Source organism: Limnothrix sp. FACHB-1083 (genome assembly GCF_014696485.1).
Lineage (GTDB): Bacteria > Cyanobacteriota > Cyanobacteriia > CACIAM-69d > CACIAM-69d > CACIAM-69d.
The window spans coordinates 176,277-197,240 of the sequence record NZ_JACJQD010000004.1 but is presented as its reverse complement, the minus strand read 5'-3'; the positions used below and the strand labels follow the sequence as shown (position 1 = coordinate 197,240).

Genomic DNA, 20,964 nt, shown 5'->3' with positions numbered 1-20,964 from the left:
GTAGCGAATTGAAACGCTTTGCAACTTCTCGGTTTGCTAACTTTACGAAGCAATAATCAAAGCGATACTAAAGGTCATAATCAGCCAGTTGAACGAATCGACTTTCGACCAAATTTTTTTAGTTAACTTGGTTAACTTGGCTAACTCGGCTAACGGCGCGATCGGGTGATTGCCCAAAGTCCCAAAAATCCCAAACCCACACCGCCCACACCCAACCACACCAGTTCCCCAGAATGCCATGGGGTCTCGGTGGTCGTTTCAGCGGTGGCGGCCACTGGTGAGGCGATCGCAGCGGCCACGGGAGCGGGACTGGTCGTGGGGGCAGCTCCGGCCAGCACGGTGGTTTCGTATCGAAACTCAAAGGGTTGGAAGTCGCCCGGTTGTTTCGGCTGACCTTTCAACACCAAGTCATAGGCCCCCGCTGCCGGAAACACGGTGGTTGCGCCGGGCATGTTTTGAAACCCTTCGGCGGCCTTGGGTGTGAGGGGCGGCTGCCAGGGTTGGGGGGCTGTCGGACTTTGCAAGCGGGGGCTGATGGTGAGTTGGCAGTTGCAGCGATCGAGGGGGATCGTTGCGCCGCCTTTGCGAGTGAGGCTAAACCAAACGGTGGCCGGCTCCCCTGATCGGGGATTGTGGTCGGGTTCCAAGTGAAACAGGGCCGCCACGTCGGCTCCCGTCTTCACCTGGTGGGCCCCCGAGGGCCAGGCCAGGCCAAACCCCAGCCCGATCGCCCCCAAGCCAACGCTCATCCAGCGAGCTGCCCGGCTCATGCCGCTTGCCCCAAATAGGCTTCCAAAACCCTTGGATCCGCTTGGATCATGTCCGGGGAGCCATCCGCTAAATTTTGACCATCCGCCAAAACCCACACCCGATCGCACAGGGACATAATCACATCCATGTTGTGTTCCACAATCAGGAAGGTCAGTCCTTCCCGATTCCAGGTTTGGATTCGATCGCAGATTTGCTCAATCAGGGCTGGATTCACGCCGGCCGCTGGCTCATCCAGCAACACCAACTTGGGTTGCACCATCAGGGCCCGTCCCATTTCCAGCAGTTTGCGCTGCCCACCGGACAGGGAACCGGCATATTCCCGCGCCATGTGGGCCAGGCCGATCGCCTCCAACAGTTCCATGGCTCGCAATTCCAAGTCCCGCTGCTGGCGACGGATGCGGCTGCTTTGGGTCCAAACTTCCCAAAACCGTTCGCCCCGTTGGTCTTGGGCTGCCAAAATCATGTTCTCCAGCACCGACAGCCGGGAGAGCACCCGCGCCACCTGAAAGGTTCGCACCATCCCCTGGCGGGCAATTTGGTGAGGTGACAGATTGTGAATGGGTTGCCCATCCAAAAACACTTCACCACTATCGGAGGGAATGAAGTTAGAGAGCAGGTTAAAGAGGGTGGTTTTGCCCGCGCCGTTGGGGCCAATCAGGCCGGTAATACTGCCCGATCGCACCTCAATGTTGGCTCCCTTCACGGCTTTCAGGCCCCCGAAGCTTTTGCAAAGTTGCTTGGCTTGCAGCAGGGGCCGAGCAGGCAGGGTTTCGGTCATTTGGGGCCGATCGCTGGTGGAAGGGGTCATGGCAACGGGCGACTCAAGGGGCAACGGGCCCCACGGGGCCCCACAAACACGGGACTGGCGGGATTCGAACCCGCGACCTAGCGCTTAGGAGGCGCTTGCTCTATCCATCTGAGCCACAGCCCCAAATCCAAATTTCAGACCGATTATAGGCGAATTTTTTGCGTTCCTTTGGTTAAGGTGGCAACGGTTACGGTGATGAATTCACCTCCGGGGCGATCGCCTGGAGGGTCAATCGGTAATGGTAGAGGGCCACGGGGCGGTTGCGGGTCACGGAGGCATAGCGATCGCGCGGGGCCAGATAAACGGCCGTGAACTGATCGGCTTCGATCGCGTCCGGGGCGGTGCGGCGATAATCCGTGGTGGTTTCCACCGCGTTGGCATAGACCGATCGCCCTTGCTGAGTCCCCTCGTTTTGAAAGGACTGCACAATCACTTCCGTGGCCAGAAACCGCCGATCACTCGGTGTTTCGCTGGCTCGATCGGTCACGGTGGAAACCAAGGCCCGCTGATTGGCCAACTTCAAAATCTGCTCGTTGGGATTGCCCGGATCCGCCACCACCCCAGCAATAGCCCCTCGTCCCAGGTAAGCAGCGGCAATATTCAAACCGTTCAAGGCGCGATCAGCCACAATCGGGGCCCGATCGGGCGGTTGATATTTCCGTAGGGGAAAGGCACTCAGGGCCGGCGCAATGGTTTGGGGGCCAAATCGCACCGCAAAGCTCACGGGCTGTCCCAGGAGCGATCGATTGCTCTCAAAACCGGGAGTCACAATTTCCGGCGCGAACGGAGCCGACAACTCCAGCAACGTACTGGTGACCTGCCAATCACCCGCCATCCACGGGGGATAGATCAAGTCTCCGGCGGCGGGTTTGGTGGGGGGTTTGGTGACCCAATAGGGAAAAGCATTGACCCGATCGAGCAGGGGGCCCGCCTGGGCCACGGACGGCCAACCTAACCAAGCCATGAACCCCCAACCAAGGGCCAAACCCAGGGCAAACCAACGGCTGAATCCTCGGCTTGCCGATCGCTTCGATCGCCGCGTCACCCCACTACCACCCCGTTTGGAAATTCATAAACAGCCCCACAAAAAACGCCAACTGGGCCGCCAGCACGAACATATACAGCACTGCGCGGGGCCGAAAAATGGACAGCAGCAGCCCGATCGCCTTCAGGTCAATGATGGGGCCAAATACCAAAAAGGACAGCAAAGAACCGCTGGTGAACGCACCCGAAAAGGAAAGGGCAAAGAAGGAATCCACGGTGGAACAAATGGAAATCACCGCCGCTAACACCATCATGGCGATGATTGAGGTGACAGGCCCTTGTCCCAAACTGAGCACCACCTCGCGCGGTACGGCCACCTGCACCACCGCCGCGATCGCGCTGCCCAAAATCAACACGCCGCCCAGTTCTCGCAGCTCCCGCACCACGTTCTCCAAAAACAATCGCCAGCGCTCGGCTCCGCTCATGCGCTCGCGCGATCGATCCACCGCTAAGGACTGCATCGTGGCCAATGAAGACTCCAGCGGTTTGCCCGTGGTCACCCCTGGCCAGTAGGTTCCTGATGTGAGCAAGCCCCGCTCCTGGGCCACTCGCTCAATGCCCGTTAGCTCGCGCGATCGCAGCATGGAACGGGCCAAACCCGGATTCAGAAAAGGTCGTAAATCCTTTTGGGCCCCAAACACACAGCCCACAATCACCGCAATCAGCAAGGCCGCCAAAACCCGAAACACCACCAATTCGGGTCGATCGCGAAAGGCCGTCCAGGTGGCCCAAATGGCCACCGGATTGGCCGTGGGCGCAGCCAGCAAGAACCCCACCGCCACCGGGGCCGGAATTCCCTGCAACAACAGCCGCCGCGCCACGGGCACATTGCCACATTCACAGACCGGAAAGCAGAATCCCATGACGCTGCCCGCCAAGGCCCCCAAAACGGGATGGCGCGGCAGCAGGGAAATTAAGCGCCCTTCGTCAATGAACAATAACAGCGCGCTCGAAAACACCACTCCCATGAGCAGGAAGGGCAGTGCCTCCACAATTAGGCTCAGGAACAGCGTAAAACCAGCGTTGAAAGCGCGATCGAGCGGCATTCAAATCTCCAAGCTCAAAGTCGGAAACTAACGAGGCCCAGGGCCCCATCGACCGGCGATGCTACGGGGCGATTGTACCGCACCGATACTAAAGAACTGACCGCCAGTCAGCCGCCCATTCGCCGCCGCCCGGCCGCCCATCAACCCAGTTGGGCCGCCGCCGCTTCGGATACCTGGGCGATCGCATCTTGGCTGAGGGTCTCCAACGCTGCCCGGGCCTGGGGTGCATCGAATTGCCCCAAGGTGAGGGCTAGCCGGTGGCGCACCTGCCAATCGCTGCTGTCCATAAACGGTAACAGATGGGGCAAGGCGCGATCGTCCGCCAACTCGCCCAGGGCCCCAATGGCCGCCAGCCGCTCCAACTCGTTGTCCGAAGCCAAGGCCGACAGCAGCACATCCACCGCCCGCAGGTCGCCCAATTCTCCCAGGGCCGAAAGGATGCTGAAGCGCACCAGCCATTCCCCGCTGGATTGATACAAGGCCACCAAGTCTTCGTAGGCCGCCGTCAGCTTCAAGCCACCGAGGCAGTCGGCCGCCGCGGCCTGCACGTCCGGTTCCGGATCCGACAGCAACTCCCGCAACAGCTCCAGCGATCGATCGGGATCTTGCCCGCCCAGGCTGTCAAACTGGCTCACCGCCGCATAGCGAACTCGGGTGTTGGCATCCCCGATCGCCAGTTGAATCAGCGCAAATCCTTGATCCGGCGGTAGGGCACGAATATCATTCACCGCCCGCAGGCGATCGCTCAAATTCTCAGAATGCAGCAACTCGCGAATTTGGTCAGGCGTGGCAGTCATAACAGCGTCATTTAAAGAACGTAGTCAAACAGAAATTCATTCAATCAACCAACAAACCAACCAACCATCAACCCGGCCCCAATCCCAGCCGAACAATGGGCGAAACAGGCGATCGCCCTTGGGCCCAAAGATGGGGTGGCGCTTTCAGCAACTATACGGAAAAACCGGAGACGCTTCACGGCCCTGCGATCCCCGTCCAAGGACGTAGCAGGGCTTTCAGCGTTGGGATCGCCATTTCTTAAACATACTGACAGATCCCCAGGCAAGTGGTCGCATAAATTTAAAACATAAATTCAAGAGCCGTTACCTGAAATAGCAGCTCACCGCATTTCTGATACAAGGCTGTTATATTCATCAGCCATTACTCAACGAATGAGTAAACATTGATTGCAACAGAGACTATCCTCAAAAACTCGATGGTAGATTAACAACATGAAGCGAGAGAGCTTCAGCTCCGAAACAGCCTCCTAACGACTCCTGTTGAAGAGTCAATTGCAAATAGTTTGATTGCAAAACGCTGTTTTTCGTTCAAGATCGAGCAATAGCACCCTGCTGAGACGCTCATTTCTCCCCAGCTTAATTATCCAGGGAATTTCGGTTTAAGTTGCTGAAACAGCAATTTTCAACCTTCATGAATCCTGTGTGAATCATGGCAGTGTTGAGACCGAATCCGCTAAGGATCAACGTATGAGAGGAGAACAGAAGCAGTCCATCGCCTGGGTGCTATTCTCGTTTTTGGACTTGGGATTGAATCCAATTGCGCAAATAATCATCCACCAGATCCGGCACTTCATCATGGGGACAATGGCCCGCATTTAAAAAGTGCTCCGTGATCTGATCGAAGTATTGATGAAACTGAGCTGATCGCGCCCTGGTTTGCATCCAAGGATCTCCTTCGCCCCACAGCAACAGCAAGGGAGATTGCAACTTGCCCAGGAGTTGATCAACGTTTTCACCCCGGGGAGATTTAAACACCGAAGCGAACACTTTCACGGCTCCCGGATCGCAAGAAGGGCGATAAATTTCTTCCACCAGGCGATCGGTCACGGCGGTTTGATCTAAATACACCTTTTGCAGGGTTTTGCGAATGGTGGATTTGCGTCTGGCATTTTGGAATAGTAAATAGCTGGGCAACGGCTGCAACAGCACATTCCGAACTAGCGATCGAACCAGTTTTTGGAACCCATTGGGCTGGGTTTGGGTTGTGGTTTCCGTGAAGGGGCCCGCACTGTTCAAGAGGGCAACCCCACAAACCGATTCGGGATGATTGGCAGCCACGCAAAGGGATGCATAGCCCCCCAAGGAATTCCCGGCGATCACAACCGGCTGACCGATCACCTGCTGAATAAATTCCTGGAGCTGCGCTTGCCACAGGTGACCGCTGTAGACCCAATCGGGCTTGGCCGATCGCCCAAAGCCCAACAGGTCGATCGCCCAGACTTCAAAGTCTTGCTGAAGATCCGCAAGGTTTTTGCGCCAATGATCCGTCGAAGCCCCAAACCCATGCACCAACAGAATGGGCGGTTGCTGGGGATGGCCCGTTCCCGATCGCACGTAGTGAATCGCTTGATCGCGCCACTGCCAAAACTGGCTGGGGGGCGCATCGGCCGCCGCCAACTGAGCACGGCGGTCAAGATTTGGGGCGATCGGGAGATTCACGGCAGTCATGGGGCTAGATTTAGGGAGCGATTATAAATTTATGTAAATATTCTAGCGCCAAGCTCAAATCTTGTCGCGATCATGGAACTTCTACAAGCCTCACACCAGTCAGGGTGTTATGAATTCAATCGCAATGTTCACCAGGTCAAAATAGATTAAAAGATTTGGCTGAAATAAGGATTGGCTCTATAGCAGATGCTAAAACAGAGTTTCTCTTGGGATATGGATAGAGAGCGTTTTTTGGACAAGTTTGGACAAGCTTGTTCTGAGCGAAATATCGAATCACGAAATTCTGGCCCCTGTTCACAGCCGGTTTTTATTTACACACAGCGTCTCTTGATCTTGTTTGTAAATAAAAACTTGTGAGCAAAAGCTTGTGAACACAAACTTGTGAACTTGATCTTGAATAGTCAAAAGATTGCGCGATTAGCTTGCGCGATCGATTCGTCTGTTCTTTGAAATTTGAAACTGCTCCCCCCATTGGTCGGGAGCCAGTTTCGCTTGCCCATTAACCCTAGTCAGGACTCAACTCAATGACAGCCTTGAATAGCTTGTTTGATGAATCTTTTTATCTGGCAGCCTATCCCGACGTGGCAGCAGCCGTTCGCAATCGTCAACAGGTCAGCGGTTTGCAACATTTCCTGAATTCAGGGATGCGGGAAGGGCGCACAGCCATCAGCCGGTTCTATAGCCAACCCGATCGGGAGTTGGCCTATCGTCAAGCCTATCCCGACGTGGATGCAGCCATTCGATCGGGTGGTTTGGCCTCCGGTTTGCAGCACTATTTCCAGTCAGGAGAATCGGAAGGCCGCAGCCTGTTTCCCCGCGCATTTGATGAGCAGTGGTATCGCAAACGGTTCTCGGATGTGAACAACGCTGTCGCCCAAAAAACCTTTACTTCTGGATTAGAACATTACGTGCGGTTTGGGCGGGGCGAACAGCGTGCCCCCTCAACCTTTTTTGACTTTGACTATTTTCAAGCCTATCCCGATGTGAAAGCAGCCAGGGACAACGGCGCGGCGTTTTTATCCGGCTGGGATCACTTCAATCAATCGGGCCGCGTTGAAGGGCGAGTGGCCACATTTTCGGGAACCAAAGGTAATGATTTGGTGGTTGGCAATGGGGCCCTCGATACGCTCACAGGGGTCGAAATGGATGCGGGACGATGCTTTGCGGGTGGCACGTTAACCGGTGGACAATGCCGAGAATATCTCTCCTTGGGAGCCAATGAACTGGATACATTGACGGGCGGGCCCGGTGTGGATTCCTTTGAAGTGGGCCGCCAACTCACCACCCGATTTGGCATCAACTACAGCCCCTTTTACACCGCTGCTGGCAATTCAGATTTTGTGCGCATTCAGAATTTTGAACCGGGCAAGGATCGCTTAATTTTAGGAACTAAGCAGGGAGATCCTGGCTTTAATGTGTCAGGCACTGAATTTGTCAGCGCTCCGGATGGTGTTTATGTTTATGCCCGGTCTCCGTTTCTGACGGGTGGGGCTGACCTGATGGCGATCGTGGCAGGGGTTGATCTGGATGCTAGCGATGTGTTGGTCAGCACAACTTTCTTGGGTAGCTAGTTTGGAGAGCGGCTAGTTTGGGCTACCACTATCCTTGCAATTTCCTTGCTTCTTTTGGTCACTGATTCCTCAGCGCTGATCGGGATTGAGTTCGGCCAAGCGATCGAGCAGGGGCTTGGTCATCCAGTTCAAGCCCACCTTAATTTGATGTTCTAGGGTGGGCATTCGGTACAAATACACCAGTCGCCGCAGGGCATAGGCCAGGGGCCCATCCAATTGCACCCCCAGGCCGGTGAGGGTGGCGCTGGTGTTGCCGAGGGCCAACATTTCGCCCAAATGCTGATATCGGAACGGCAGCAGGGGCCGATCGCACAAGGAAGCCCAAAGATTCCAGCCCACATAGTCCCCCGCTTGCAGGGCCGCTTGGCCGGTGCTGGGCACGGGACTGCCTTGGGGATCGTTGGCATCGCGCATTTCGGCAATGTCCCCGAGGGCGAAAATTTCGGGATGGTCGATCGCCTGGAGGGTGGGTTCCACCAGCAGTTGATCGCGACCATTTTTGGGCAGGGGCAACCCTCGAACCAGCTCAGGCACTCGATTCCCCACCGTCCAAATGGTCAGCTCTACGGGAATATCTTCTAGGCGGCCGCGATAGTCGAGCATGATGCGATCGGGGCCGATGTCGCGCACGCTGGTTTCCCAATCAATCCAAATACCGCGCTGTTCTAAGGCCTTGTCAGCCGCTTGACGGTTAAAGTTGGGCGAATTGCGCAGAATTTGATCGCTTTGTTCAATCAGCCGCAACCGCCCTCGATCCTGAAGCCGATCGGCAAGTTTGCAAGCCAGTTCCACACCGCTGTAGCCGCCACCAACGACCGCCACTCGGATTTTGTCGCGATCGGTTGCTTCCAGGGCCCGCAGCCGATCTTCCAACCGATAGGCATCGGCGATCGACCGGAAGGGCAGGGCATGTTCCGCCGCGCCGGGGATCCAGTCCATCGGCGTTTCGCAGCCCAGGGCCAACACCAACCGATCGTAGGTCAAGGTTTGTGGTTGGCCGAAGACAGGGCTGAGGCTCACCTGCCGCTGTTGAAGGTCGATCGCCTCCACGGTTCCTTGCACAAACCGCACTTGGGTTCCGGCCAGCAACTCTGCAAAGGGCGGGGCCACCTCCCAAGATTGCAGCTCGCCGGTCATCAGCTCATACAGCAAGGGCAAAAACACGAATCGATCGCCCCGATCGACCAACAGAATTTCCGGGCGATGATCCCCCCAATCCAAGCGATCAAGGCGGAGGGCCGCATACAAACCCCCAAAGCCCCCTCCCAAAATCACAATCCGTGGGCTAGTGCTGTGAGCGGTCATAGGCTGGCGAGAAATAGAACTTGAAAGCAAATAATCGATCAGCCCAAGGGCGCGATCGAGCCGGGCCATCCACAGCCCCCAACCCCTTCAGTGTAGAAAAGCTGTGGTCTTTTTGGGCGGTTCGCAGATCATTCACCGTGCATTCGCAAACTACTCGCCGTGCATTCACAGATTATTCACAGCCCATTCGTAGTGCGTTCGTAGCCCATTCGCCAAGCCAACGCCAGCCGATCGCCACAGCATCGTCAAACGGAGTTGCCATCCTAAAGGAGTTCAGCGCCTCAACACCATCAGCGCTCCAACACCATGCAGAAACTCCCTTCTCTCCAATTTTCGGGTCAACTGTTTTCGGCGGAAGCCCTGTTTCAGTGGATCGATCGCCTGTCCGATCGCCTTGGGCTGAGCCAGCCGCCCGTGGTCACCCGCGAGCAGTTGCAAGCCTGCCCGCCCCAGAGCCTCGGCCGGGAATGGATTGAGTTAGTCACCCGCAATGGCTATCCCTTGCTCACCAGCGGCCCCCGTCGCAAGCAATTGCACGATGCGATCCATGTGCTGACCGGCTATGACACCGACGATTGGGGAGAATTGGAAGTGCAAGTTTTTCTGTTGGGCTGCAAATTCCGCCATCTCCATCTGCCGATCGTGGCGGGTCTGTTACGGCGATTGGGGCGATCCGGACAATTGACCGGCCCATGGCGCGATCGAGTCCAGGCCGCCTATCGTCGCGGCCAAGCGGCCGCCGACACCTTCGATCCTGACAACTGGCCCGCTGAATACCTGCTGGACATGCCCGTGGTCACCGTCCGCGAATGCTTGGGAATTCCCACCCAATAGCCTTCTCTGGTGGCCTGGTTGGGTGATCTGGTTTTTAAGGAATAACAGCGATTTCGTTATCAGTCGCCAAGTCCCTCTCCTAAGTCGGGAGAGGGATTTAGGGTGAGGGTTTTGATTGGGGCAAGAGGTCTAGTTTCTCAATGGAGACGGGGACTTCGCAGTTCCCGCGCCACCGCGATCGCCCAAATATTTTTCCAACAGAGCCACAATCTTTTCCTTGCGAGGCGGTTTGGGCAAAAAGTCCGTAGAACCAACCAACTTGGCCCGCACGCGATCGACCAGCCCATCTTGGCCCGTCAAAATTGTGACCGGCGTATCGCGAAACCCTTCCAAACGGCGAATCTGAGTACAAATCTCATACCCATTCACCACCGGCATATTCAAATCCAAAAAGATGAAATCCGGCCGGTGTTTGCGCAACAACGGAATCGCCTGCACCGGATCCTGCGTTGACACAAACCGATAACCCGCATGGGTCACAATATTTTCTAAAGACCGACAAATCACCATACTGTCATCAATGCAAGCCACCAGTGCCCCCGCCGTTGGTTCCAGCAAGCCCGAAAGGGGATTGGGTAAATCTGGCAAGCTCCGAAATTCCACCGCATTTTGTTGCAAGAAATAGCGCAAAATGCGAATGGCCACCATCGAAGATTGTTGCAGCTTAACGTCAATATCCCAAAAGGTTCGCTGACCATTAAACAGCGGCTGCAAACTATAAAAAGATGTGCTTTCCGTTTGTTCTTGAATTTTGGTATTCAAAGCCGACGAATCTTTCAACATCGGCGCACGATTGCTATAGTCCAAATCCAAACCCAGCAGTTGCCAGCGCTGCCAAAGTTGCTCTGCCACCTGCATCAAAGACTGAACTTCGCATTGTTCCAAAGTCACCTGGGATCCGGTGTCATGATCCAACAGGGGAAAGGGCTGCCAATTAAACTGCGGCTCCATCATGCTGGCCGCCGTAAAGAGCATTTCCTTGGCCGCCGTGCAAACAATATCGCGAGCCTGCTCTGGGTTAATTTCTTCGGCTTTCAGGCCACGGGCCAGGGTGAGCTGTTCCCAAAAACGCAATTCTGAAGGGCTGGCAAATTCAATTCGAATTCGGCTGGGGCGAAATTGCGGGCAACTGCGTTTGATGGCGCGGCTCCAGCGACGAACACGGTGAATTTCGCAGGTGGGATAACCGAGTTTGCCACGGTAAAACGGGAGCAACCAGGTGTGCTTGGTGTCGGTAAGCGACAGAACACCCGAGAGCTGCTTGGCATTGATCGTTGTCAGCAACGCCCTCAGTCTAGAAATCCCTGATGTTTGCCTCAACATCAACTCTGCGTATCCTCGTACCCTCAATAATTGGCAATGGCTGATTCAGATGGGTGACGATCGCCCTCGATCTTTGACTTACCCCAAGCATAAATCGATCACTGCGGGCGATCGGTTGTCTGTGATCAGTTGTTAGCGATTGTCTGTTAGCGATTGTCAGCGATCACTGGCGCGTGCTCGGTGGGCCTGTGACCAGTTGTTAGCGATCAGTGGTCGGTTACTGGTAAATCGGTTACCGGTGAATGGGTATCCGTGATCGTAGGCTTATTCGGCCGACCCGATCCGGGGGGTCACGGGTCGAATAATTGCTTTTTCGTTCGAAATCCGCAAAAGCCGGACTTTAAGCCACCAATTTTGCGACTAGGCGGAGACAACCTCAATAATGCCGAGTTGGCGAGCCTTGGAGGGGTTGGAAACCCGGTTGACTCGCGGCACAGCAGATGGATCACGAAGTTTGGCCGACTTTGACCATAGAAGATGGTTCAGACGATGGTGGGGTGATAGTTGCATCAACCCAACTTGGGTGCAACGATCGAGATCATCGATTCCACTGATCGGAGCAACTGGCGATCGGGGCGAATGGCTGAATGGCCGGTGAGGGTGGATAACGGCTGGGCGAATCAATCAGACTCGTACCAATCAGGCTCATGCCAATCAGGCTCATGGAAATCGGGCTAGTTCGGATCGAACTAGGTCAGAGCAGGCTAGTTCGGATCGAGCTAGGCAGATCGGGGCGTGGAAACAAGCCGTCCATCTTCAACGGAAACGAGGCGATCAGCAACATCAAGAATGCGATTGTCATGGGTCACCATCAAAATTGTGCAACCCTGCTGCTTGGCGAGGCCTTGCATGAGGTTAACCACCTCCCGGCCAGATTGACTGTCGAGGGCAGCAGTCGGCTCGTCGGCCAACACGATTTTGGGATGGCTGGCAAGGGCGCGGGCGATCGCCACCCGTTGCTTTTGCCCACCGGATAAATCATCGGGATAGTAATCCGTGCGATGACCCAGGCCCACAAGTTCTAGCATCTCGATCGCGCGCGATCGCATCTCCTGAACACTCCAACCCACATGCAGGGCCAAACTCATTTGCACGTTTTGGGCAGCGGTTAGACTGCGGTGCAAGTTGTGTGCTTGGAAGATATAGCCATTGTATCGTCGCGCCAAGACCAATTCTTCGGAGCTGGCCCCGTGGAGTTCTCGCCCCAACACGCTCAGGTGTCCTTCCTGGACGGAACGCAAACCGCCAATCAGCGTCAGCAGCGTGGTTTTGCCGGAACCGGAAGGGCCCGTCACCAACACAATTTCCCCGCGCCGAATTTGCAAATTAATCTCAAAGAGGACTTGTTTTTTCAGGTCTCCGTGACCAAACCAGTGATTGAGATTGGCAATTTCAATGGCCCAGTCGGCTTCGGGCGCGCTGTCGATCGCTGTGTTCAGCCTGTCGATCGCCCCGTTTGGCTGTCCCGTGGCGGCTTGGTTGAGGATGGGGTGAGTCATGGTGGTTGGTTTGCCTGTCTGAAATTGCCACACGGGTTGCCGTGCCGGTTGCCGCACGGGTTACCGCACCTAGAACATGTCTGCCGGATCCGCCGATTGCAAACGCCGCGAGGCGATCGCCCCCGACAAACAGCACATTACGAAGGTGACCATCAACACCAACAGCGCCCGCCCCAAGGTCATGAACATGGGCAAGTTGGTGGCATTACGGGTTAGGGCATATAACCCAGCGGACACGGCCAAGCTGGGCACAAACCCAACAATGGCCAAGATCAGCGCTTCTTCCAAAATCACGCCAATGAAATAGCGGTGGCGATAGCCCATGGCCTTGAGGGTGGCATATTCCCGAATGTGGTCGTTGACATCGGTGGAAAGCACTTGGTAAACGATGATTACGCCAATGCCAAACCCCAGGGCCACACCAAAGCTGAAGATGAACCCAATGGCGGTGTTTTTGGCCCAGTAGTCCTTTTCAAATTGCACAAATTCCGCTTTGGTCAGCACGTTCACATCGTTTGGCAAGGCGGCTTGCAGTTGGGTGCGCACGGTGACGGGATCGGCTCCCGGTTCCAGGTAAATTAGGCCGATGCTGACGCTGCCAGGATCCCGCCGGGGAAAGGCCCGCAAAAAGTTGCGATCGCTGGTGAGAATGCTGCCGTCGGCGGCGAAGGACGCGCCCACTTTGTAAGTACCAATGACCTCAATTCGTTTGCGATCGAGGTCGGTCTGCACGGGTTGGCCCCGATCGAGCTGGGCAATGGTTTTTTGATATTCCCCCCGGGCTGCCCGATCGAACAGATAGCGATCTTGCAGCTTCAGATCATTTTGATGCTGTTGAATTTCAGGGAAATCAAAGGCCGGGCGATCGGGATTGGTTCCCAAAATCAGGATTTGTTTTTCCTTGCGGGTTTCGGGATTTTTCCAGTTGCTAATCGTGGCATAGAGGGGATCCGCATTGGCCACGCCGGGGATCGCTTCTGCTTGAAACAGACGACGACGGGCAAAGCTGGATAGGCCAATCAGGTTGCGGGCCTGGGCGCTGATCAACACCACATCGGCGGTGATGGCCCGGTTCAGCCGGGTGTTGCTGTCATAAAGGGCATTTTGGAACCCCAGTTGCATAAAAATCGCCAAGTCCGCGAAGGCAATGCCCGCCAAGGCCGTCAGTAGCCGTCCCCGATCGTGCCGAAGCTGTAGCCAACCGAGGGGAATGCGACGTTGCAGGGCCGCAACCCAAGCGGGGGTCGTCTTGGTTTCGGGATTGGGGCGAGGCTGGGGGGCAGCTCCCAAGTCAGCCGTGCCGGGAGCCAGAGATTCAGGGGCTGAGTCGGCAGAGCGAGTGAGGCGATCGAGCATGATGGGCATCCATCCCGAAGGGTTCTCAGGCAGCGCGGGCAGCGATTGGGGCAACCCGGCTGCCAACGGTGCGCAAAAATTGCAGATCAGGGCGTGCTAGGCAGCCCGATCGATCAAGGCTGGGGCAGAGATTTCAGGTCGATGGTGGCTTTCACTTGCAAATTGGTCAGATTGGCCACCCGCTGACCGTCGGTTGGCTCCAGCCGAATTCGCACTTCCACCACACGCTCATCCAAATTGGCAGAGGGATCAACATCGCGGGTGGTTTGTTTGCGCACCTGCAACCCCGATCGCACCACCGATCCTCGCAGTTCACCGGAAAATGCATCACTCGTGATGGTGGCCGTTTGCCCCACGCGAACCTTGGGTGCATCGGTGTCATACACTTCCGCCACCACTTCCATGAATTGGGTTTGACCCAAATCGGCAATGCCTTGGCTACCGACCAATTCGCCGGGCCGAGCATAGATTTTCAGTACCTGGCTATCTCGGGGAGCGCGAATGACGGCGCGGTTGAGATCCGCCCGGGCCTGCTTGGCGGCGGCGATCGCAGCGGCCAGGTCTGCTTCGGCCACCCGCAAATCCGTGGGGCGCACCTCCGCAATTCGATCGAGGGTGGCCCGAGCGGCGGTGAGCTGAGCCACGCCTGTTGTCCGGATTCGATCGAGGCTGGCCTGGGCTTCTACCACTTTTTCTCGATAGGAAGCGTCGATTTGGGCCAAATTAGCCCGCGCTTCCACCAACCGAGCACGGGCCGTATCCAAGGTGGTGGTTTTGCTGTCCCGTTGGGAGGCAGAAATCGCCCCCGTGCCATAGAGGCTGGCATAGCGATCGGCTTCCACCTGGGCGTTGGCTAACTCCGCTTCCAAACGGGCGATCGTGGCCCGCTGGGCGGCCAGTTGGGTATCCCGTTCCGCCAGCAGTCGATCGAGCGTGGCCCGTTGGGAGCGCCAATCGCCATCCCGCTGGGCCCGCACCCGATCGATCTCTGCCGACTGGGCATTCAGTTCGCCCCGTTTGGCCCCGGCTCGCACCCGATCGAGGGCCGCTTCTGCCGAATCCACCTGGCGATCGGCCCGTTCCACCGCCGCCGCCAACCGTTCCGCCTCATCCAAAACCGCCACCACCTGGCCCGCCCGCACCCGATCGCCCTCTTCCACCAACAGGCGGGCAATTCGCGAATCAGTGCTTGAGGGCGGAGCCGCCAGCGTAATCACCTCCCCCGCTGGCTCCAGTTGCCCCAGAGCCGTCACCACCGTTGGCGACGGCAAGGGCGTAACCACCGGGGCCGGAGTTTCCGCTGCCCGGCTGCGCAACAACACCGCTCCCCCACCCACCAAGACCACCGCTCCCAGGGCGATCGGAATCGTCGCTTGAGTCCATTGACGGGGATTGAGCAATTTCCAAGGAACCGGACTGGTCACGATGTCGCCCTCCGAATCTTGTGCAGCGAGCTGTGGAGTGAGAGAGGTATAGCAGGTAATCAAACTGAACTGTCTAGTTCAATTTTGAGTATAGCTAGACTAAACCGTTTAGTACAATAGGAATTAATGCGGAATTCATCCCAAATCGTAATTTGCGGACTCGATCTCTCCAAACCTTTAACCACAACGGCCTTTTACCGCTCAAAATCACCTGATGCAATCCAAGGCGATCGCCCATTAATCTTTAATGACTGCCCAGAGGAGAGTTAAGGTTGAAACCTTGCGGAAGCGTCATGGGTTGGAACCCGTCAAAAGTCAACGCGCATCAGCCGCGAATTAACGCTTACACCGCCTCCATTTTGTCAATCATTCATCCCGCCAATCCTGTCAATTCTGGGCAGGAAGATCCTGGGCAGAGATCGGGGCAGCCCAGCCCCCCTTGCTCAATTCCGTTGCTATTTTGTAGGTAATGACCATGTCCGTTCCGGCTGCGCACCCGATCGCCCCCCTCAGCAAAAAACGCCAGATCCTGGACGGAGCCATGAAAACCTTCCTGGCCAAAGGTTATGCAGGCACGAGCATGGATCGCGTGGCGGCCACCGCAGGCGTTTCCAAAGCAACGGTTTACAGCCACTTCCAAAGCAAGGAAAGTCTCTTTGGGGCGCTGGTGGAAGAGCTGGCCCGCAGCAAGTTTCCGGAAATGTTTGACGAAACCCTCTTGGGGGCTGACCCACACCACTTTTTGCGGCATTTGGCCAATCTCTTCATCTTCAAGGTGGGCCAGGACGAAGGACATATGGCCTTCATTCGCCTGATCATGGCCGAGTCGGAGCGGTTCCCGGAGCTATCCGAACTGTTTATTCGAAATTTTTGCCAGCGCGGTTGCGAAGCCCTCACCAGCTACTTAGCAGCCCATCCGGAGCTAAAGATTGACGATCCAGAAGCAACCGCCCGCGTTTTTATTGGTGCTTTGGCTCACTTCAACATTACGCAAGAGATGCTGGGCGGTAAGCACTTGGTTCCCATGGATCCCCAGCGCGTCATTGATACATTACTGGCCATGATTTTGCGCAATCCCTAGCCGGTGGCTCCCCATTCCCCGCGCTGGATCCATCGACGGGATTGATAGATTTTTTTTATAGATTTCATCAGGCCCCATTGGTTCAGAAATCCATCAACTCGATCGCCCCACTCATACAGATCGATCGCCTTGAGCTATCCAAACGCCGGGGATCGTGAATTGGCCGGGTTTCGCCGCCAGCCGCCAAAAAGTATTACCATTTTTTAACAGAGACTCAGTGTTTGGAGCACTGCGCGTTCTTCTTGGAAGGATTTCCCTCATTATTTCAATCATGACTATCGCCGCCTCTAATGCGATCTCAAATGGGATGGTTAATCCCAATAGTTCAGCCACGGAAGACGAGGGCAAAGGGCTTTTAACCCGTCCCGATCGCAACACCCATGACGGACAACCTGCGCAAGTGAACCAGCCTCCAGCAGTCAGCAAGGATGACATGATGGACGCGGTACGGACGATTCTGTTAGGGGTTGGTGAAGATCCCGAGCGCGAAGGGCTGCTGAAAACCCCGCACCGGGTGGCGGAGGCCATGCGTTTCCTCACCAGCGGCTATGACATGTCGTTGGAAACATTGGTCAATGGGGCCATTTTTGATGAGGGCCACAATGAAATGGTTCTCGTTCGCGACATCAACTTCTTCAGTCTTTGCGAACACCATATGCTGCCCTTCATGGGCCGAGCCCATGTGGCTTACATTCCCAACCAAAAGGTGGTGGGCTTGAGCAAGTTGGCTCGGATTGTGGAAATGTATGCCCGTCGTTTGCAGGTGCAAGAACGCCTAACCCGTCAAGTGGCGGAAGCGATCCAAGAAGTCCTGGAGCCTCGGGGGGTGGCTGTGGTGATGGAGGGAACCCACATGTGCATGTCGATGCGTGGGGTACAAAAGCCGGGTTCCTGGACGGTGACCAGTGCCATGGTGGGTGTGTTCCAAGAAGACCAAAAAACCCGCGAAGAGTTTCTGAACCTGATTCGGCATCAGCCGTCGTTCTAGGTTTTAAGGCAGGGCACTGAGGATCTGTCATCAGATCCTCAAGTGTCTAAATCTTGCTGGTGCGAAGCCGCAAAGTCGTGAGGAACAAGGGGCTTAAGCCCCTTGTCTACCCGTTGCGAAATCGTGAGGGACAAGGGGCTTAAGCCCCTTGTCTGCAACTTGTCTAGAAGTTTTCTACGACCTGTCTAGAAGCTTTCTGCAACAGGTTTCTGGGGCGAATTTACTAGCGTCTTGGTCTATCGGCTTCTGCGCCCAATGAGCTGAGATCTGCATCATTGCCCGATCGGGGGTAATTCTGGGGCCGTTGGGGGGAGCGTTTGGGCCAAGCAGTTGGCATCTAAGAGCAAGAGTCCCTCTTGGGATTGAGCTGCCAAGCATCGATCGACCCGTTGAGCCAGCGCCGATCGCTGGCCACGGGCTAACCAGCGCCGGGCCTCTCCGTAGGCGGGTTGGTATTGCCGTAACCAGTCATTATTTTCCAAATAGTCGCGATCGAACGCGCCCGGATCCAGTAACCAGTGAGTGGGTTGATATTGGGCGATCGCGGCTCGCAACAGGCTGAGATCAGGGCTGTATTGGGCCCGCAGCAAGGTTTCCACGCGCGATCGAAACTCGCGGTAATAGCCCCAGTGGTAGGGAATTGCAAATTCGGCCCCCACCAAAACGGATTTACCGGCAAAAGTGGGGATGTTGCTGGCTTCGCCGGAAAGGGTGGCAATGCGTGTGTTGTTTGGATAGTCGGCCAAAATTTCATAGAGATCCGGTGCCTGGCCGATCACGTAGTTCGCTTTCGGGAACCCGCGCACGGCCAACGGATAGGCAACTAACAGCCCGATCGCCCCGAGCGTGAGACCCCAAGCCAGGAGTCGCCGCTGTCCTTGGGCCCAAGTCCAAAGCCGATCGAGCAGCAACACCAGCACAATTGCTGTGGCGATCGCCAAAACAGCTCGCAGGCCATGTTGGGTGTAGCGACTGGGCAAGTGCAACCGAAACAGCAACAGATGGGCTAACCCAAAGCAACCGAAACTGGCCAGGGTCAACAACGGCAGAACTTCAATGCCCGATCGCACTTGAGACCAGAGGGGAAACCGATCGCGCCAGCGCCAAATCAGGGGCAAGCCCAACCCCAAGACCAGCAAAGGCGGCTCCAGCGGCGGTTGAATGCCGCTACGACCCGCCGACAGCCAAAAACGCCCAAAATCTTCATAGAAAAAGCGCGATCGCCCATTGGGTAAAAATTCTGGCAACTGACGTGCTTGATCAACGGTGATGGTGGGGCCAAAGGCAGACGCATTGGCCGCAAAGGGCAGCAACACCGCCACACAAACCCCCAGCCCGATCACCCAAATGCGCCAATGGGCCTCCCGCCGCCAGACCCCGATCGCTAAACGCAGGGTCAACATGGCCGCCGTCACCAAAACATAGTGGGGATAAAAACCCCCCAACAGCCCGATCGCCAAACACAGCCCCCAGGGCGATCGCTTCACCCAAGCCCACAGCACCATCAAAAACAGGGGATTCAAAAAAGCCCGCGCCGTGCCCGAAGCCAAATCATCCTTCAGCCAAAGATTTTGGAGAAACAGCAGCGCCGCCACAAAACCGGCAAAGGGAACCGGCAAAATGGCTCGCGTGACGGCCCAAGCCAATCCCCCGATCGCGCCACTGAGAATTAACGGCCACCCCTTGGCCGCCGTCACCGCTCCCCAATCCATCACTTCCGGGAACCAGTAGATGGCTCGAAACCCCCAGGGGGCAACGGACTCAAAATAATCCGCAATCCAATCGCCCGGAAACGCATCCGGGTGACTGAGCCGCAGCATCCAGAACAAATGTTGCCGACCGTCATCGGCCACCACATAGGGATCCGCAAAGGCTTCCGGCAAGATGGCCAAGCCATAGCCCAAGCCGAACAGAACACTGGCAATCCACCAGAGCCGATCGACCCAACGGGCTGGCTCGGGGTCAATCAAAAGCTGTCGAAGCCGGGCGATCGCAGACATCATGGAGGTTTGGAAAAAGGGGCCAGGGTGTTGAACCGAATGTCGATCGCCATCAGTCATGGGTTCATTGATGAACCCATGAACAACAACCGAGAGCAACCCTAGCGCCAACTTCAGTGCAACGAAACAGAGGGTTAATCAACGGTTCTGTGCGGGTGGTTCTGTTGATTAGCCCATCTTGCCAGGCGATCGGCCCCTCGGGATCCTGCGTTTCCCCCCAGCACCACTTCCCCAGCGGTCATTCAGATCCCAGACATCTGGTTTAGGCTGGTAATGAGCGATCGCAAAACACCCTGTGAACCATGGGCTTCATTGACCCAAAAACGGATTTTGGCTTTAAGCGAATCTTCGCTTCTCCTAACAGCAGGCCCATCTTGAAAAGCCTGCTCAATGCCCTCGTTTATGATGGGCAACTGCGGATTCAGGATCTGGAAATTTTAGATCCCTATCAGCAACCGGAAATTCCCGATTTTAAGTTGAGCATTTTGGATGTGAAAGCTCAGCTTGATGATGGCTCCACCGTGATTATTGAAATGCAGGTGGCCAAGGTGGAAGCCTTTATACAGCGCATTTTGTATAACACCACCAAAGCCTATGCCAGCCAACTGGGACGGGGTAAGTATTATTGGGATTTGAGGCCCGTGATTGCCGTCACCATCACAGACTTTATCTTATTCGACGATCCAGATGTGGATCAGTCATTGCCCATTTCTCGGTTCAGCATTCTGAATGAAGAAACCCACGCCCTTTGCACCTCGCAATTGCGCTGGATTTTTGTGGAATTACCGAAATTTGGTAAGGATTTGGTGGACTTAGAAGGGCTGGTTGATCGCTGGTTATTTTTCCTGCAACGGGCAGGGGAGTTGCAACAAGCTCCTCCAGAATTGACCAGCGATCATGATTTACAGTCAGCCCTAGACATTGCCAACGAAAGTCAACTGTCTCCGGCGGAGTTGCGCTTTTTTGAGGCGGAACTCGATCGACTGCGCGTCATGCAAGGGCAAATTTTCAGCGCTCGGGACGAGGGTCTTGCGGAAGGACTAGCTGAAGGACTAGCGGAAGGGCTGGCTGAAGGGCTGGCAGCAGGGCGTGCTGAGGGGATCACCTTAGGTGCAAAGCAGCGAGAACTGGAAATTGCCCGCGAGCTGCTGAAAACGCTGGATCCGGAAACGGTCAGCCGGGTGACGGGCTTGTCGATCGAGCAAGTGCAGGAGCTGGCCCAAGCCGATGATCCTTAAAATTGCGCCAAAGTTGCGCCAAAAATTGCGCCAAAGTTGCGCCGGGTTCATTAAGACCAAAACACCAACCCCAACGGGTCACGTCGCCCCCAGCAAACCAAGGACAAATCTCCAAAGGGCGAAACCCTTGCCTTATACTGCGATCAAACGCTCCCCGATCGCCCAAGAGCTAACGGGAGCAACGATTCGATCGGCTCTTTGAACCCACGCC

17 protein-coding genes and 1 tRNA gene are annotated in these 20,964 nt (G+C 56.0%); 5 read left to right on the top strand and 13 right to left on the bottom strand.

From position 1 onward, the window contains the following. Positions 1-149: 149 nt before the first annotated feature. The 7 genes from H6F46_RS07145 to H6F46_RS07115 form a co-directional block, all read right to left on the bottom strand. Complete coding sequence (locus H6F46_RS07145; protein ID WP_242027827.1) at positions 150-770, bottom strand: hypothetical protein; 621 nt, start codon at positions 768-770, stop codon at positions 150-152. Continuing rightward, positions 767-1,579 (bottom strand): ABC transporter ATP-binding protein, encoded by an 813-nt coding sequence (locus H6F46_RS07140; RefSeq protein WP_242026098.1) that lies wholly within the window; start codon positions 1,577-1,579, stop codon positions 767-769. Before H6F46_RS07140 ends, H6F46_RS07145 begins: the two co-directional genes overlap by 4 nt. Positions 1,580-1,628: 49 nt before the next feature. Continuing rightward, positions 1,629-1,702 (bottom strand) — tRNA-Arg (locus H6F46_RS07135). Between the two features lie 64 nt (positions 1,703-1,766). Then, positions 1,767-2,624: a DUF6816 family protein gene (locus tag H6F46_RS07130; RefSeq protein ID WP_199291433.1), complete on the bottom strand. Its 858-nt coding sequence runs from the start codon at positions 2,622-2,624 to the stop codon at positions 1,767-1,769. Positions 2,625-2,628: 4 nt separating this feature from the next. Then, on the bottom strand, positions 2,629-3,669 hold the full coding sequence (locus H6F46_RS07125; protein ID WP_099531776.1) for a permease: 1,041 nt from the start codon (positions 3,667-3,669) through the stop codon (positions 2,629-2,631). A 140-nt stretch (positions 3,670-3,809) separates the two neighbouring features. Next, positions 3,810-4,466: a HEAT repeat domain-containing protein gene (locus H6F46_RS07120; protein WP_190354107.1), complete on the bottom strand. Its 657-nt coding sequence runs from the start codon at positions 4,464-4,466 to the stop codon at positions 3,810-3,812. 723 nt (positions 4,467-5,189) lie between these two features. After that, positions 5,190-6,134, bottom strand: a complete 945-nt coding sequence (locus H6F46_RS07115; RefSeq protein WP_190354106.1) for an alpha/beta fold hydrolase — start codon at positions 6,132-6,134, stop codon at positions 5,190-5,192. A 524-nt stretch (positions 6,135-6,658) separates the two neighbouring features. Here H6F46_RS07115 and H6F46_RS07110 point away from each other — a divergent pair. Continuing rightward, a complete protein-coding gene (locus H6F46_RS07110; RefSeq protein ID WP_099531773.1) occupies positions 6,659-7,705 on the top strand; it encodes a hypothetical protein in 1,047 nt (348 codons plus the stop codon). 69 nt (positions 7,706-7,774) lie between these two features. On the opposite strand, the gene H6F46_RS07105 is transcribed toward H6F46_RS07110, so the two are convergent. Then, complete coding sequence (locus H6F46_RS07105; protein ID WP_190354105.1) at positions 7,775-9,010, bottom strand: NAD(P)/FAD-dependent oxidoreductase; 1,236 nt, start codon at positions 9,008-9,010, stop codon at positions 7,775-7,777. A 306-nt stretch (positions 9,011-9,316) separates the two neighbouring features. On the opposite strand from H6F46_RS07105, the gene H6F46_RS07100 reads away from it, so the two are divergent. Beyond that, the gene (locus H6F46_RS07100) at positions 9,317-9,844 is read left to right on the top strand and encodes a hypothetical protein (protein WP_190354104.1); all 528 of its coding nucleotides are present in this window, start codon (positions 9,317-9,319) and stop codon (positions 9,842-9,844) included. 129 nt (positions 9,845-9,973) lie between these two features. Here the strand turns inward: H6F46_RS07100 and H6F46_RS07095 are convergent, their stop codons facing one another. The 4 genes from H6F46_RS07095 to H6F46_RS07080 all read right to left on the bottom strand — a co-directional run bounded on the left by H6F46_RS07095 (position 9,974) and on the right by H6F46_RS07080 (position 15,446). Continuing rightward, the gene (locus H6F46_RS07095) at positions 9,974-11,128 is read right to left on the bottom strand and encodes a response regulator (protein WP_158234318.1); all 1,155 of its coding nucleotides are present in this window, start codon (positions 11,126-11,128) and stop codon (positions 9,974-9,976) included. Between the two features lie 758 nt (positions 11,129-11,886). Continuing rightward, positions 11,887-12,723: a DevA family ABC transporter ATP-binding protein gene (locus H6F46_RS07090; protein ID WP_347278288.1), complete on the bottom strand. Its 837-nt coding sequence runs from the start codon at positions 12,721-12,723 to the stop codon at positions 11,887-11,889. 12 nt (positions 12,724-12,735) lie between these two features. Next, a complete protein-coding gene (gene devC / locus H6F46_RS07085) occupies positions 12,736-14,076 on the bottom strand; it encodes an ABC transporter permease DevC (RefSeq protein WP_242027826.1) in 1,341 nt (446 codons plus the stop codon). A gap of 59 nt (positions 14,077-14,135) precedes the next feature. Continuing rightward, positions 14,136-15,446, bottom strand: a complete 1,311-nt coding sequence (locus tag H6F46_RS07080) for an HlyD family efflux transporter periplasmic adaptor subunit (RefSeq protein WP_234406487.1) — start codon at positions 15,444-15,446, stop codon at positions 14,136-14,138. Between the two features lie 475 nt (positions 15,447-15,921). Here H6F46_RS07080 and H6F46_RS07075 point away from each other — a divergent pair, with 475 nt between their 5' ends. Together H6F46_RS07075 and folE are read left to right on the top strand one after the other, a co-directional pair. Then, positions 15,922-16,527, top strand: coding sequence for a TetR/AcrR family transcriptional regulator (locus tag H6F46_RS07075; protein WP_199291432.1), 606 nt, complete (start codon positions 15,922-15,924; stop codon positions 16,525-16,527). A 271-nt stretch (positions 16,528-16,798) separates the two neighbouring features. Continuing rightward, a complete protein-coding gene (gene folE, locus H6F46_RS07070) occupies positions 16,799-17,515 on the top strand; it encodes a GTP cyclohydrolase I FolE (protein ID WP_190354102.1) in 717 nt (238 codons plus the stop codon). A gap of 272 nt (positions 17,516-17,787) precedes the next feature. Here folE and H6F46_RS07065 read toward each other — a convergent pair whose 3' ends face one another. Next, on the bottom strand, positions 17,788-19,575 hold the full coding sequence (locus tag H6F46_RS07065; protein WP_190354101.1) for a hypothetical protein: 1,788 nt from the start codon (positions 19,573-19,575) through the stop codon (positions 17,788-17,790). Between the two features lie 242 nt (positions 19,576-19,817). Between H6F46_RS07065 and H6F46_RS07060 the strand changes: the two genes are divergently transcribed. After that, entirely contained in the window at positions 19,818-20,753 is a 936-nt protein-coding gene (locus H6F46_RS07060; RefSeq protein ID WP_190354100.1) for an Rpn family recombination-promoting nuclease/putative transposase, read from the top strand. The last annotated feature ends 211 nt before the right edge of the window (positions 20,754-20,964 follow it).

Excerpts from the sequence above, each read along its gene's own strand:
- H6F46_RS07140 (WP_242026098.1), bottom strand. The coding sequence starts at position 1,579 with ATGACCCCTTCCACCAGCGATCGGCCCCAAATGACCGAAACCCTGCCT.
- H6F46_RS07105 (WP_190354105.1), bottom strand. The coding sequence starts at position 9,010 with ATGACCGCTCACAGCACTAGCCCACGGATTGTGATTTTGGGAGGGGGC.
- H6F46_RS07145 (WP_242027827.1), bottom strand. The coding sequence starts at position 770 with ATGAGCCGGGCAGCTCGCTGGATGAGCGTTGGCTTGGGGGCGATCGGG.
- H6F46_RS07125 (WP_099531776.1), bottom strand. The coding sequence starts at position 3,669 with ATGCCGCTCGATCGCGCTTTCAACGCTGGTTTTACGCTGTTCCTGAGC.
- H6F46_RS07115 (WP_190354106.1), bottom strand. The coding sequence starts at position 6,134 with ATGACTGCCGTGAATCTCCCGATCGCCCCAAATCTTGACCGCCGTGCT.
- H6F46_RS07120 (WP_190354107.1), bottom strand. The coding sequence starts at position 4,466 with ATGACTGCCACGCCTGACCAAATTCGCGAGTTGCTGCATTCTGAGAAT.
- H6F46_RS07075 (WP_199291432.1), top strand. The coding sequence starts at position 15,922 with ATGTCCGTTCCGGCTGCGCACCCGATCGCCCCCCTCAGCAAAAAACGC.
- H6F46_RS07065 (WP_190354101.1), bottom strand. The coding sequence starts at position 19,575 with ATGACTGATGGCGATCGACATTCGGTTCAACACCCTGGCCCCTTTTTC.
- H6F46_RS07100 (WP_190354104.1), top strand. The coding sequence starts at position 9,317 with ATGCAGAAACTCCCTTCTCTCCAATTTTCGGGTCAACTGTTTTCGGCG.
- H6F46_RS07060 (WP_190354100.1), top strand. The coding sequence starts at position 19,818 with ATGGGCTTCATTGACCCAAAAACGGATTTTGGCTTTAAGCGAATCTTC.
- H6F46_RS07110 (WP_099531773.1), top strand. The coding sequence starts at position 6,659 with ATGACAGCCTTGAATAGCTTGTTTGATGAATCTTTTTATCTGGCAGCC.
- folE (WP_190354102.1), top strand. The coding sequence starts at position 16,799 with ATGACTATCGCCGCCTCTAATGCGATCTCAAATGGGATGGTTAATCCC.